This is a genomic window from Bacteroides sp. DH3716P (assembly GCF_025914115.1).
Classification (GTDB): domain Bacteria; phylum Bacteroidota; class Bacteroidia; order Bacteroidales; family Bacteroidaceae; genus Bacteroides; species Bacteroides ovatus.
This window is the reverse complement of sequence record NZ_CP083673.1, coordinates 299,749-312,597: the sequence shown is the minus strand read 5'-3', so window position 1 is coordinate 312,597 and position 12,849 is coordinate 299,749. Positions and strand designations below refer to the sequence as shown.

At 40.9% G+C, this 12,849-nt stretch carries 13 protein-coding genes; 6 read left to right on the top strand and 7 right to left on the bottom strand.

The genetic code is table 11. From position 1 onward, the window contains the following. Positions 1-5 precede the first annotated feature (5 nt). Positions 6-1,124 (top strand): hypothetical protein, encoded by a 1,119-nt coding sequence (locus tag KQP79_RS00925; protein ID WP_008650834.1) that lies wholly within the window; start codon positions 6-8, stop codon positions 1,122-1,124. On the opposite strand, the gene KQP79_RS00920 is transcribed toward KQP79_RS00925, so the two are convergent. From KQP79_RS00920 to KQP79_RS00910, 3 genes are read right to left on the bottom strand one after another with little or no spacing between them, the layout of a single operon-like run. After that, the gene (locus tag KQP79_RS00920) at positions 1,090-1,794 is read right to left on the bottom strand and encodes an SAM-dependent methyltransferase (RefSeq protein ID WP_004304520.1); all 705 of its coding nucleotides are present in this window, start codon (positions 1,792-1,794) and stop codon (positions 1,090-1,092) included. The genes KQP79_RS00925 and KQP79_RS00920 overlap by 35 nt on opposite strands. A gap of 54 nt (positions 1,795-1,848) precedes the next feature. After that, complete coding sequence (locus tag KQP79_RS00915; protein WP_061448063.1) at positions 1,849-2,856, bottom strand: hypothetical protein; 1,008 nt, start codon at positions 2,854-2,856, stop codon at positions 1,849-1,851. Positions 2,857-2,862: 6 nt separating this feature from the next. After that, complete coding sequence (locus tag KQP79_RS00910; RefSeq protein WP_004301687.1) at positions 2,863-3,720, bottom strand: enoyl-ACP reductase; 858 nt, start codon at positions 3,718-3,720, stop codon at positions 2,863-2,865. Positions 3,721-4,071: 351 nt separating this feature from the next. Here KQP79_RS00910 and KQP79_RS00905 point away from each other — a divergent pair, with 351 nt between their 5' ends. The 3 genes from KQP79_RS00905 (at position 4,072) to KQP79_RS00895 (ending at position 8,928) form a co-directional block, all read left to right on the top strand. Beyond that, positions 4,072-5,691 (top strand): glycoside hydrolase family 28 protein, encoded by a 1,620-nt coding sequence (locus KQP79_RS00905; RefSeq protein WP_004301686.1) that lies wholly within the window; start codon positions 4,072-4,074, stop codon positions 5,689-5,691. Positions 5,692-5,855: 164 nt separating this feature from the next. Continuing rightward, positions 5,856-7,097 (top strand): DUF4861 domain-containing protein, encoded by a 1,242-nt coding sequence (locus KQP79_RS00900; protein WP_004301684.1) that lies wholly within the window; start codon positions 5,856-5,858, stop codon positions 7,095-7,097. A 154-nt stretch (positions 7,098-7,251) separates the two neighbouring features. After that, on the top strand, positions 7,252-8,928 hold the full coding sequence (locus KQP79_RS00895) for a glycoside hydrolase 43 family protein (protein WP_004301683.1): 1,677 nt from the start codon (positions 7,252-7,254) through the stop codon (positions 8,926-8,928). Positions 8,929-9,010: 82 nt separating this feature from the next. Here the strand turns inward: KQP79_RS00895 and KQP79_RS00890 are convergent, their stop codons facing one another. Together KQP79_RS00890 and KQP79_RS00885 are read right to left on the bottom strand one after the other, a co-directional pair. Continuing rightward, positions 9,011-9,439: a DUF6575 domain-containing protein gene (locus KQP79_RS00890; protein ID WP_004301681.1), complete on the bottom strand. Its 429-nt coding sequence runs from the start codon at positions 9,437-9,439 to the stop codon at positions 9,011-9,013. Positions 9,440-9,441: 2 nt separating this feature from the next. After that, positions 9,442-9,816: a hypothetical protein gene (locus KQP79_RS00885; RefSeq protein ID WP_004301677.1), complete on the bottom strand. Its 375-nt coding sequence runs from the start codon at positions 9,814-9,816 to the stop codon at positions 9,442-9,444. Between the two features lie 179 nt (positions 9,817-9,995). On the opposite strand from KQP79_RS00885, the gene KQP79_RS00880 reads away from it, so the two are divergent. After that, positions 9,996-10,646, top strand: coding sequence for an HAD family hydrolase (locus KQP79_RS00880; RefSeq protein WP_004301675.1), 651 nt, complete (start codon positions 9,996-9,998; stop codon positions 10,644-10,646). Positions 10,647-10,669: 23 nt separating this feature from the next. Here KQP79_RS00880 and KQP79_RS00875 read toward each other — a convergent pair whose 3' ends face one another. Both KQP79_RS00875 and KQP79_RS00870 read right to left on the bottom strand, forming a co-directional pair. Continuing rightward, complete coding sequence (locus tag KQP79_RS00875) at positions 10,670-11,071, bottom strand: HEPN domain-containing protein (RefSeq protein ID WP_004301673.1); 402 nt, start codon at positions 11,069-11,071, stop codon at positions 10,670-10,672. Beyond that, the gene (locus KQP79_RS00870; protein ID WP_004301671.1) at positions 11,068-11,391 is read right to left on the bottom strand and encodes a nucleotidyltransferase domain-containing protein; all 324 of its coding nucleotides are present in this window, start codon (positions 11,389-11,391) and stop codon (positions 11,068-11,070) included. Before KQP79_RS00870 ends, KQP79_RS00875 begins: the two co-directional genes overlap by 4 nt. A gap of 264 nt (positions 11,392-11,655) precedes the next feature. On the opposite strand from KQP79_RS00870, the gene KQP79_RS00865 reads away from it, so the two are divergent. Next, the gene (locus KQP79_RS00865; protein WP_004301669.1) at positions 11,656-12,795 is read left to right on the top strand and encodes a glycoside hydrolase family 88 protein; all 1,140 of its coding nucleotides are present in this window, start codon (positions 11,656-11,658) and stop codon (positions 12,793-12,795) included. Positions 12,796-12,849: the final 54 nt, after the last annotated feature.

Here is a 12,849-nt window from a genome sequence, read left to right as displayed (position 1 = left end):
TAGAGATGGATCATAAAGGAATACTTTCTTCCGCATTTAACATGTCGCTGGGTTTTATCCCCGTTATTATTTCCATTTTATTGTGTGAACTTATAACGCAAGACACGGCTATTTACATCGGTACAGGTATAGGTATTATAGGAATATACCTTTCTTATCGACGTAAAGGATTGTTAATTCCTAATTTTATCCTCTATATAGCGACCGGAGTGCTGGCACTATTATCCGTAGCAGCTCTCATTCCTGGTGATTATGTTCCCCCCGGTGCGCTCCCGCTTACTCTGGAAGTCAGTATTCTCATTCCAATGCTAAGTCTTTATATGCATAAGAAAAGGTTTATCAACCACTTCTTAAAACAGATAGGTTCTTGCAACAAACGTTTATATGCTCAGGGAGCAGAAGCCGCCGTTGTATCTGCTCGCATTGCCTTGATTTTCGGAATACTGCATTTTATTATAATCAGCATCACCGTCATTTTCCAAAACCCACTAAGTAAGACAAGTCTGTTTGTACTCTATAAAGTGTTACCTCCTACTGTCTTTCTTATGAGCATCCTGTTCAACCAGATCGCTATCCGTTTCTTCAATCACCTAATGTCTCACACAGAATATGTTCCTATTGTGAATACCAAAGGAGACGTGATCGGGAAAACCCCTGCGATAGAAGCTGTTAATTATAAGAACGCATACATCAATCCGGTGATAAGAATTGCCATATCCACTCATGGAATGCTGTTCCTTTGCGACAGACCGTCAACAGCCATTTTGGACAAAGGAAAAGTGGACATTCCCATGGAATGTTATCTCCGATATGGAGAATCTTTAGAGGCGGGTGCCACCCGTTTGATTAACAATGCTTTCCCGCACGAAAAAGATATCAAGCCAGAGTTCAATATCGTTTATCACTTTGAGAATGAAGTAACCAATCGTCTTATCTACTTATTCATCGTTGATATCAAGGATGATTCCATCCTTTGTACCCCTCGCTTTAAGAACAGTAAGCTATGGAGCTTCAAACAGATAGAGGAAAACTTGGGAAAAGGCTTCTTCAGTAGCTGTTTCGAAGATGAATATGAACACCTAAAAGACGTTATTTATATAAGAGAAAAATACAGGGAATCTTAGACAATTCAGGCACATGTCCCTTCCAGTCCTTCACAGTACGCGTCTGTATATACTCTCCTTCACATGTAATATCGGCAGCAATACAAAGCTTTGTTTGAGGACGACAGTTTAACAAAATATCTTCTATCATCTTATGATTCCGGTAAGGCGTCTCAATGAAAAGTTGTGTCTGATTTTCAGCATACACACGCTGCTCCAATGTTTTCAGTTTCTTGGCACGTTCCCCCGGTTCAATCGGCAGATAACCATGAAACGCAAAGCTCTGCCCGTTAAAGCCCGAAGCCATCACGGAAAGAATAATTGAAGAGGGTCCAACCAAAGGAACTACCTTCAGTTTTTTACGTTGTGCGATGGCAACCACATCCGCTCCCGGATCAGCTACCGCCGGACAACCGGCTTCGGAGATAACTCCCATTGAAGCTCCGCCTACCAAAGGTTGCAGATAACCGGAAATATCTTCAGGTGAAGTATGTTTGTTCAACGGATAAAATGTCAACGCATCAATATCAATCTCCCGGTCCACCTTTTTCAGGAAACGACGGGCAGAACGAACATCTTCGACTATAAAATACCGGATACCGGAAATAATTTCCTTATTATAAGAAGGCAACACCTTTTCAATAGGTGTATCGCCTAAAGTCACGGGCAACAAATAAAGGGCAGTTTCCACTTATTAAATTGAGAATTGAAAATTAAAAATTGAGAAATAAGAAAGAGAAACGATTCAGGAAGCCAGGTAGTTAGATTCACTTAACATTTCGTGGTAATCAGTAAATTCCAGAAGATCTTTCAGCTTCATATCCTTATGCTTTTTCATGTAAGAAGCAATGATTCTTGCTCCCATCCATGTACCTATCAATGCCGGAGCTTGAGCACCCAACATATCAACAGCAGGAGCAGGCTTCATATAATAGCGGATCACCATCGGGTCACGAGCATGCAGATGATCGTTGGTACAGATATAATTCCATATCTCCTTTTCATTATCCTTGCACCAGTCGCTTTCCTCCTTAGAATACCCCATTGCTTCACCAATATCACTATATCCCAATAAGTTTTGCACTACGTAATTGATCTTCCCCGTATGCATCATCAAGTCAATCAAACAAGTACCCTCATGATAGTTCATTCCATAACGGCTCAAAAGATAAAAAGCAAAACAATCCGGCACAATCCGTTCCGGACGCATCGAGCGACATTGATAATCGTAATAGAAACGCTTATAAAGAGGATAATCTTCCCCCATATATTTATCAAGACTGATTCCCAATAAAGAATCCACTAAAATAATAGATTCGTTGAAAGCGGATACTTGCGAATAGATAAACGGCACTTTCGTATCAGGCACTTCCTTTTTCAGTTTCCGAAATCCTTTGCTAAGTCCTTTTTCCACTTCATCCAGATTAGGATATTTTGCTTCTACATCGCTAAGCAAACGAACCAAAGTCGTATCCGAATAGAATTTTTGCAGACGTTGCGAGATGGTATCATCTTTCACTGTACCGATAGACAATACATCCTCAATCAGGATTCTCGTCGGCATACGGTAGTCCATCGTCAACTTCTGCATAGCAGAAAAACTGTTGGAGCGAACATATTCGCTCAACAGCTTATCATATCTCAGAACAGAAATCTCTTCTTCCTTCTGCTCCGTACCCTTTCCTGTGCTTATCCCGCAGGAGGCGAAAAGCATACTCATTAAAATAATAAGAAGAGAGATCCGTAGTTTCATATTTTTTTATCCGTAAATGATGTTACCATTTTCGTCCATATACTCATCGAGTCCTTTCTCGTAAGTAGCCATGGCACGAAGACTCATACCTACACTGGAGAATCCACCGTCATGGAATAAGTTCTGCATAGTTACCTTACGGGTAAGATCGGAGAACATCACGATGCAATAATCGGCACATTCGTCAGCCGTAGCATTTCCGAGAGGAGACATACGGTTGGAGAAATCAAACAGTTTATCCATACCCTTCACGCCCGAACCGGCAGTAGTAAATGTAGGAGACTGCGAGATAGTATTCACACGTACGCTATGTTCGCGTCCGTAGATGTAACCAAAGCTACGTGCAATAGATTCCAGCAATGCCTTTGCATCTGCCATATCATTGTAGCCGTAGAAAGTACGCTGCGCGGCCACGTAGCTCAAAGCAACGATAGAACCGTAATCAGCAATAGCGTTCAATTTCTTGGCCGACTGAATCATTTTATGGAATGAAACAGCTGAAATATCCAATGTCTTATCCAACATTCCATAGTCAAGGTCATCGTAAGTACGTTTTTTGCGCACGTTGGGAGACATACCGATAGAGTGGAGTACAAAATCAATTTGTCCACCCAGTATATCCATGGAGGTCTTGAATACATTTTGCAAATCTTCTACACTGGTGGCATCTGCCGGAATAACCTGGCAATTTAATTTCTGGGCCAAAGCGTCGACTTCTCCCATACGGATAGCCATCGGAGTATTTGATAATGTAATAGTTGCACCTTCTTCTACGGCACGCTCTGCTACTTTCCAGGCAATAGACTGATCGTTCAAAGCACCGAAGATAATACCTCTTTTTCCTTTCAACAAGTTATAACTCATATCTTTTAATAGTTAAATTTTGTGCAAAGATAGGAACTTTCTGCATAAAAACACGAGAAGTGTGCAAATAATAGACAGAAATGACAAAAAATACACGTATTCTATCAATTAGTCCACATCCTCTTGGGGTTTGCCACCTATCTTTGCAATCGATAATTAAGAGGTTTTTTCATAATATTTATTTAAGGTTAGAATTAGGTTAACATGAATTTGTCTTATTCCTCTCCTGCAGGCTGCCTGCGACAGATCGCCTGCGGAAGGACATAAGAATTATGAAATCGCCCTCATTAATCATCACCCAATTACCAAGAAAAACAATAGATGTATAACCCTATAGAAATAAGTTACTAAATGAACACATTGACAAAAAGACTCTTCTGGATGGCCCTATGCTGTTTACCGTTTATCTCATCAGGATGTAAACAAAGCGAGACTACCGTAAAAGAAAGCTCCATCAGTGACGCTCTTTACCAGAATTTACCTTTTGAAATGCCGAAAGTACAGCAACCGGTTTTCCCTGCTTACGAAGTAAACATTGAGAAATTCGGAGCCAAAGGAGACGGTCTGTTCCTGAATACCAAAGCTATCAACGATGCTATTAAAGACGTGAATCAACGCGGAGGGGGTAAAGTGATTATCCCGGAAGGTGTCTGGTTGACTGGTCCGATCGAGCTGTTGAGCAATGTAAATCTATATACGGAACAAAATGCGCTGGTACTTTTTACCGGTGATTTTGAAGCATATCCTATCATTGCCACTTCTTTCGAAGGACTCGAGACTCGTCGTTGCCAATCACCGATTTCAGTACGCAATGCAGAAAATATAGCTATCACCGGACATGGTACATTTGACGGAAACGGTGACTGCTGGCGTCCGGTAAAAAAAGGAAAGCTGACTGCTTCACAATGGAAAAAGCTGGTAAACTCGGGAGGTGTTCTCGACGAGAAACAAGAGATATGGTATCCCACTGCCGGCTCACTGAGAGGTGCAATGGCTTGCAAAGACTTCAATGTCCCCGAAGGTATCAACACAGATGAAGAATGGGCTGAAATCCGTCCATGGTTACGTCCGGTGTTGTTAAGCATCGTCAAAAGCAAGAAGGTGCTGTTGGAAGGAGTTACTTTCAAAAACTCACCAAGCTGGTGTCTGCACCCCTTGTCTTGCGAAGATTTCACAGTAAATAATATCATGGTCATCAACCCCTGGTATTCTCAAAACGGTGATGCTATCGACTTGGAATCTTGTAAAAACGCTCTAATTATCAATAGTGTGTTTGATGCGGGAGATGATGCCATCTGTATCAAATCCGGTAAAGACGAAGATGGACGCCGTCGTGGAGAACCTTGCCAGAACGTTATCGTGAAAAACAATACAGTATTGCACGGACATGGCGGATTCGTGGTAGGTAGTGAAATGTCCGGCGGTGTGAAGAATATCTATGTAGAGGACTGCACATTTATGGGTACAGATGTAGGTTTACGTTTCAAGAGTACCCGCGGACGTGGCGGTGTGGTAGAAAACATCTACATTAACAATATCAATATGATTAATATTCCGAATGAACCCTTATTGTTCGACTTGTTCTACGGTGGAAAAGGTGCCGGTGAAGAATCGGAAGAAGATCTGTTGAGCCGTATGAAAACTGCCATTCCTCCGGTGACAGAAGAAACACCAGCTTTCCGCAATATTCATATTTCCAATATTGTTTGCAGAGGTTCGGGACGTGCCATGTTCTTCAACGGACTGCCGGAAATGCCCATCAGCAATATTACCGTTAAAAACGTTGTGATGACGGAAGCTGCGGATGGAGTTGTTATCAGTCAGGTAGACGGAGTTACTTTGGAAAATATTTATGTAGAATCTTCTAAAGGTAACAATATATTAAACGTTAAGAATGCCAAGAATCTGACTATAGACGGAAAGGTATATGAGGAATTAGGTGCAAAAGAGGAGATTTTAAGTCTCAAATAAAAACTCATTGCCATTCTGTGATGCAAAATAGAAACCACAATATCATTATATAGAGTAAAAAGCTCAAATAGCAGACTATAATCTCCTCAAAAGAGACACAGTCTGCTATTTTTTCTGCTATTTTTGCAAGGAGAAATACGACGTATAATTTCAGCCTTAGAAACATGAAGAAGAATCTTTTTATTATTACTTTCTTTTTAGGAGCTTTCAGCCTGTCTGCCCAAACGCAGAAACAGGAGAAAACCATCACAGTTGAAGTACAAAACAACTGGAATCAGCCCAAAGCGGATGCTCCGGTTGTTATCAATCTACATGAGTTGCACGCTGGTTTCAAAGTAAAATCAGCCGTTGTCATGGAAGGAAGGAAGGAAATTCCTTCGCAGTTGGACGATTTGAACCGGGACCGCAAGATGGACGAACTGGTCTTTGTTGCCGATCTTCCTGCCCATGGTAGAAAAACATTTCAGGTTACACTTTCTTCGGAAAAGAGTACAAAGACTTATCCTGAACGAGTTTATGCCGATATGTTTATTGTAGACAACAAGAAAGGTAAACATCAACGGGTACAGGCTATCACCGTTCCCGGCACTAGCAATATATACAGCATGGTACGTCCTCACGGTCCGGTTTTGGAATCGGAACTGGTAGGATACCGTCTTTATTTCAATGAAAAACAGACACCGGATATTTACGGCAAGTTCAACAAAGGACTGGAAATCAAAGAATCGCAGTTCTATCCGACGGATGAGCAGTTAGCTAAAGGATTCGGAGATGACGTACTTCGCGTGTTCGACAGTTGCGGACCGGGTGCATTGAAAGGTTGGGACGGACAAAAGGCAACCCATATTACTCCAGTGGACACTCGTACAGAACGTATCGTCTCTTATGGACCGGTACGTGTAATTGCAGAAATAGAAGTAACCGGATGGAAATATCAGGACCAGGAACTGAATATGATGACACGCTACACGCTTTATGCCGGACATCGCGATCTTCATATCGAAGCATTCTTTGACGAACCGCTCGATAAAGAAATTTTCTGCACAGGTGTGCAAGACATCGTAGGTACTTCCAAATCTTTCTCCGATCATAAAGGACTCGTAGGAAGTTGGGGAACGGACTGGCCGGTAAACGATACCGTAAAATATGCTAAAGAAACTGTAGGGCTGGGCACTTGTATTCCCCAACGTTATGTAAAATCGGAAGAAAAGGATAAAGCCAACTTCCTTTATACAATTACCGCCCCGGGAAATAAATATTTCCAGTATCACACGACTTTCACCTCGATGAAAGAGACATTCGGATATAAAACGCCGGAAGCATGGTTTGCTCATCTCCGCGAATGGAAAGAAGAGCTGGCTCATCCGGTGACAGTGAGAATAAAAGATAACCGCCCCAATAAATAGGGTAGAAACAAATACAACTAAACAAAAATTACGAGGTATCTACCAATTTTTCTATGACTCTGCACAAATATTCCTCCTTGTGCAGAGTCTTTTTATTTACCTTTGCCATCAGATAAAACCAACGAATCATATCTATAAATAATCTATCTATAACATGAAACGATTGACACAGACTTTAGCCTTTTGCTTATTAACGGTTTTCACCGCAGTAGCACAGAAGAACTATGTATCTGAAGTATGGGTTTCCGACCTCGGAAACGGTAAATACAAAAATCCGGTGCTTTATGCCGACTATTCCGATCCGGATGCTTGCCGTGTAGGAGATGATTTCTATATGACTTCATCCAGTTTCAACTGTTTGCCGGGATTGCAAATCCTTCATTCTAAAGATTTAGTCAACTGGACAATCATCGGTGCCGCAGTTCCCAATGCCCTCTCCCCTATCGAAACTCCGGAACGGCCGGAACACGGCAATCGTGTATGGGCTCCGGCTATTCGTCATCACAACGGTGAGTTTTACATCTTTTGGGGAGATCCCGATCAGGGAGCTTTTATGGTGAAAGCCAAAGATCCGAAAGGTCCGTGGAGCGAACCGGTCTTGGTGAAAGCGGGAAAAGGTATCATTGACACTTGCCCGTTCTGGGATGAAGACGGAAAAGTATATATGGTACACGCATACGCAGGAAGTCGTGCCGGACTGAAAAGTGTAATCACTATCTGCGAACTGAATGCAGAAGCAACAAAAGCGATCACTCCTTCCCGTATAATTTTCGACGGTCACGAAGCACATCAGACTTGCGAAGGTCCTAAAATGTACAAGAGAAACGACTATTATTATATCTTTCATCCGGCCGGCGGTGTGCCGACAGGCTGGCAGGTCGTATTACGTTCTAAAAACATCTACGGTCCTTACGAATGGAAAACAGTACTTGCGCAAGGTAACTCTCCTGTCAACGGTCCTCACCAAGGTGCATGGGTAGATACTCCTACCGGAGAAGACTGGTTCCTCCACTTTCAAGATGTCGGTGCTTACGGACGCATTATGCATCTCCAACCGATGAAATGGGTGAACGACTGGCCTATTATCGGTATTGATAAAGACGGTGACGGCTGCGGAGAACCTGTTTTGACTTACAAGAAGCCAAATGTCGGTAAAACATATCCTATCTGCACTCCACAAGAAAGTGACGAATTTGATGGGTATACACTTTCTCCGCAGTGGCAATGGCATGCTAACATTAATGAAAAATGGGCGTATTATGCAGGTGACAAAAGCTATGTCAGATTATACTCTTATCCGGTAGTAGAAGATTATAAGAACCTGTGGGATGTAGCCAACCTCTTATTACAAAAAACTCCTTCTGATAATTTTACCGCAACAATGAAACTGACGTTCAGCCCTAACCAAAAGAATAAAGGCGAACGCACTGGACTTGTCGTTATGGGCAGGGATTATGCCGGACTTGTTCTAGAAAATACAGACAAAGGTTTGGTTCTGTCGCAAGTTGAATGTGACAGAGCAGATAAAGGCAAACCAGAAGAAGTGAAAGCCGCTGTTGATCTTTCGCAAAACACGGTTTATCTGAAAGTGCGTTTCAGTTGTGACGGAAAGAAAATCAAGGGTAGTGAAGGCGGACATGACCTCATTGTGATGTGTAATTTCAGCTATAGCCTCGACGGAAAGAAATATGAATCATTAGGTGTTCCTTTCCAGGCAAGAGAAGGACAATGGATTGGTGCCAAAGTCGGTATGTTCTGTACGCGTCCGGCTATTAAAACGAATGACGGCGGTTGGGCAGACGTTGACTGGTTCCGTATTACGAAGAAGTAATCAAAGTATATATAAGGATGAAAAAAGATTGTCCCACAACTTTCAAGCAGTAGCGGGACAATCTTTTTTATCTTCTTTAAACTTACATACAAGCCCAGCCAAATTTACGAACAAGCTCTGCAAGCAGACTACGGTCTTTTATTGGCAAATTAATGACCACATTCTCGCGCTTCTCTCCAGATAAAACATATCCCTCAGCCGGCAATTTATCTTCCAACAATACACTTTCCTTTAATAACGTTTTCTGGTATTCACCCGATTGAAACACAACATCGTAATACTCATGTTCATTTTCAGGCTGTAGATAGAGTAAACGTAAATCGGCTTTACCTGCTAAGAAGGATTCAAGTCTACGTGTAGAGATACGTATTCCCGTATAGCGATAAACCGTCTCATCATCATATAAAAGACAAAGATACAGTGTATCAAAGGCATCTCTTGCCACAAAAAGCTGAGGCACATCACAGAAATCCAGAATTTTGTCTATCCTTAACACATCTTCCATTCCCATAATCAGACTATTTTAGCTTGTAAAACATTAAAATCCTTTGTTCTCCACCAAGAATAATGTGCTATATCAAATGTTTTCTTTAACACTCCATCTTTTGGTTCCAATATGACTAAAGCAATATTTGCCTTCTTGAACTTAGGAAGCTTTAATCTTTTCTCCGCTTCTTCCCTCTCTGAAAATAGAGAGACTGCCCTTGTCACACATTCATCTATTCCTAATCCTTTAAAGACCTTATCCGGCTGCATTTTTCTTTGCGAAAAGAAATCTTCTGTTGTAACAGGATTACCATTTGCAATTCTATAATAACAGCCTTCGCACCGCTTCGCATCTGTTGGGGGACATTGTTCAGGCAATGCCTCAAACCATTCTGCATTCATTATTCTTTAGTTTTTCGCAAAGTTAAGCCAATCTGGTAGAATAACAAATATATTTCCGGCTTTGTTGTTCATTCGATATTCTCTAAACTATTGCCTCATTCTTCCCAATCTCATTTTTTTAGTATACCTTTGCAGAATAAAAGATTTAAATATAGAATTAACTATAAACATAAGCCTTAATGAAAAAACTAATAATATTCGATTTGGACGGTACATTATTAAATACTATCGCAGACCTCGCCCATAGCACTAATTATGCTTTGAATAAATTAGGATACCCCACACACGATGTAGAAAAGTATAACTTCATGGTAGGAAATGGTATCAACAAACTCTTTGAACGTGCATTACCCGAAGGAGAAAAGACAGAAGAGAATGTGCTCCGGGTAAGAAAAGAGTTTATTCCTTATTATGATATTCACAATGCAGACGATAGTCGTCCTTACCCGGGTATTTCAGCGTTATTGTCTTATCTGCAATCCGCAGGCATTCAGATTGCCGTAGCCTCCAACAAATATCAGGCCGCTACCGAGAAACTGGTTGCCCACTACTTTCCGGAAATTCATTTCACTGCCGTTTTCGGCCAACGGGAAGGAGTAAATGTCAAACCTGATCCAACAATCGTTTTTGATATATTAAAACTTGCCGATGTACGAAAAGAAGATGTTCTTTATGTAGGTGATTCCGGTGTAGACATGCAAACAGCAGCCAATGCCGGTGTAACCGCTTGCGGAGTGACATGGGGATTCCGACCACGCACGGAACTAGAAGAATTTAATCCGGCATATATGACAGATGTGGCCGAAAAAATAAAAAAAATGGTCTTTTAACGATGATATCCTTACAAGAATAATTATGATTCGGCAAGTAAAACTTCAATAGTCTCAATAAGTTCTCTTGCCGGAGCTTTTATCGTACTGATTTCATCCTCCGATATTGAATAAATGCAATTATAATCCCCTTTTTGCCGTAATTGTTCCATACGCGCCAAAAAACTTCCCAAACGTGCACTAATTTTGCCTGTTTTTATAAAATTCAAGCCAAAGCAAGCTATCAACCCATCATGGGTTTTACATGATAATCCATTTTGTATTAATAAAGCCTGAACAGCATGAAAACAGGCATAATAATATCTATTGGAAGCAATATCCCAATACTTCAGATCAAACATCTCATCTGCTTGTTTCAAAAATACTTTAGCTTTCTCCAACTGTAATATCACCAAAGAATTACGTTCTTCATCTGTCAATTTCATACTAATTCAATTCCTTCCTGCTCTACATTTTTATAAAATGGTGTAATACAACTTGCAGCCCATTCTTTCATCGTATACATAATCGGATTAATTCGCGCTCCCAAGTCCCATCCCAACATAGTTAAGGGAAAGCTTACCTTATCATAATCTTCAGGCTCCAATTTTTCTTTATCTAAGATAATCAAAATATCCCAATCAGAATCAATCCGTGCATCCCCACGAGCTTGAGAACCAAACAACAAAGCCTTGCCACCTTTTGGTAAATGCTCTGTCAATGCCTGCTTAATAGACTCTAATATTTTATTTGTATGACTTTTCATATTCGTCTCCCCTTACTCTTCTACAAATATACAATAAATATCAATACAACAATATGACTTACAAAAAAATCGCTCTTGCTAATTATTCATACTTGGTTCTTATCCATGACTAATATGAATAAAGAATAAAGTCTAATATTACATATTTTCCGTACAAATTTCAATATCACTTTCCTTACAATGCATTTTCTTTGCAACAGGTAAAGAAAGGCTCACCTTTGTGTGCCTAAATCTAAGAACAATAGTAATCTAATTTATTATAAAATGAAAAAGCATCTTATACTATTTTTTGCAGGAGTAATATTGAGTTACGGGAACATAAAAGCACAGACAGTTCCCGATAAAAAAGAAATTCTGAAAGTAACTCTTCATGTGAACGACTATTTCATGAAGAAATATGCCAACTATCGCACTCCTTCCTTTGTGAAAAAAGTAGTTCGCCCCAGTAATATCTGGACACGAAGCGTATATTACGAAGGCTTAATGGCACTCTACTCCATCTATCCCGCAGACGAATATTATCTCTATGCCAAAGAATGGGCGGATTACCACCAATGGGGCTTCCACCGTGGGACAACCACCCGTAATGCAGATAATTACTGCGCCAGCCAAATCTATCTCGATTTATACAACATTTGCCCCGATCCTGAAAAAATACGGAAAACGAAAGCCAATATGGATATGCTGGTCAATACTCCACAAATAAACGACTGGTGGTGGATAGATGCTATCCAGATGGGGATGCCTATATTTGCCAAAATGGGGAAACTTACAGGCGAACAGAAGTACTTCGACAAAATGTGGGATATGTACGAATATACCCGTAATAAACACGGAGAGAACGGAATGTTCAATGTCAAAGAAGGTTTGTGGTGGAGAGACCATAATTTCGATCCTCCATACAAAGAGCCTAATGGCGAAAACTGTTATTGGAGCCGTGGTAACGGATGGGTATACGCAGCTTTGGTGCGGGTAATGAACGAAATTCCATCTGATGAAAAACATCGCCAAGATTACATCAATGATTTTATGGCTATGAGCAAAGCACTGAAACAATGCCAGCGTGAAGATGGCTTTTGGAATGTCAGCCTCCACGATCCGTCAAACTTCGGAGGCAAAGAGACTTCCGGCACAGCTCTTTTCGTATATGGTATGGCTTGGGGCGTACGCAACGGTCTATTGGATAAAAAGACCTATCTGCCTGTAATCATAAAAGCATGGAATGCTATGGTGAAGGATGCAGTTCACCCGAATGGTTTTCTTGGTTATGTACAGGGAACCGGCAAAGAACCGAAAGACAGTCAACCTGTCACATACGACAAAGTTCCTGATTTTGAGGATTTCGGAACAGGATGTTTCCTTCTTGCCGGAAGTGAAATCTATAAATTAGACCTCAATATGTAACTGATAAACATACTTATCTTGAATCCGGTCTATCCTTCACAAACCGGATTCAAG

What these genes read in the sequence shown, in the direction of transcription:
- KQP79_RS00925 (WP_008650834.1), top strand. Translation starts at nt 6, where the DNA reads ATGGATCATAAAGGAATACTTTCTTCCGCATTTAACATGTCGCTGGGT.
- KQP79_RS00915 (WP_061448063.1), bottom strand. Translation starts at nt 2,856, where the DNA reads ATGAAACTACGGATCTCTCTTCTTATTATTTTAATGAGTATGCTTTTC.
- KQP79_RS00910 (WP_004301687.1), bottom strand. Translation starts at nt 3,720, where the DNA reads ATGAGTTATAACTTGTTGAAAGGAAAAAGAGGTATTATCTTCGGTGCT.
- KQP79_RS00905 (WP_004301686.1), top strand. Translation starts at nt 4,072, where the DNA reads ATGAACACATTGACAAAAAGACTCTTCTGGATGGCCCTATGCTGTTTA.
- KQP79_RS00900 (WP_004301684.1), top strand. Translation starts at nt 5,856, where the DNA reads ATGAAGAAGAATCTTTTTATTATTACTTTCTTTTTAGGAGCTTTCAGC.
- KQP79_RS00895 (WP_004301683.1), top strand. Translation starts at nt 7,252, where the DNA reads ATGAAACGATTGACACAGACTTTAGCCTTTTGCTTATTAACGGTTTTC.
- KQP79_RS00890 (WP_004301681.1), bottom strand. Translation starts at nt 9,439, where the DNA reads ATGGGAATGGAAGATGTGTTAAGGATAGACAAAATTCTGGATTTCTGT.
- KQP79_RS00885 (WP_004301677.1), bottom strand. Translation starts at nt 9,816, where the DNA reads ATGAATGCAGAATGGTTTGAGGCATTGCCTGAACAATGTCCCCCAACA.
- KQP79_RS00880 (WP_004301675.1), top strand. Translation starts at nt 9,996, where the DNA reads ATGAAAAAACTAATAATATTCGATTTGGACGGTACATTATTAAATACT.
- KQP79_RS00875 (WP_004301673.1), bottom strand. Translation starts at nt 11,071, where the DNA reads ATGAAATTGACAGATGAAGAACGTAATTCTTTGGTGATATTACAGTTG.
- KQP79_RS00870 (WP_004301671.1), bottom strand. Translation starts at nt 11,391, where the DNA reads ATGAAAAGTCATACAAATAAAATATTAGAGTCTATTAAGCAGGCATTG.
- KQP79_RS00865 (WP_004301669.1), top strand. Translation starts at nt 11,656, where the DNA reads ATGAAAAAGCATCTTATACTATTTTTTGCAGGAGTAATATTGAGTTAC.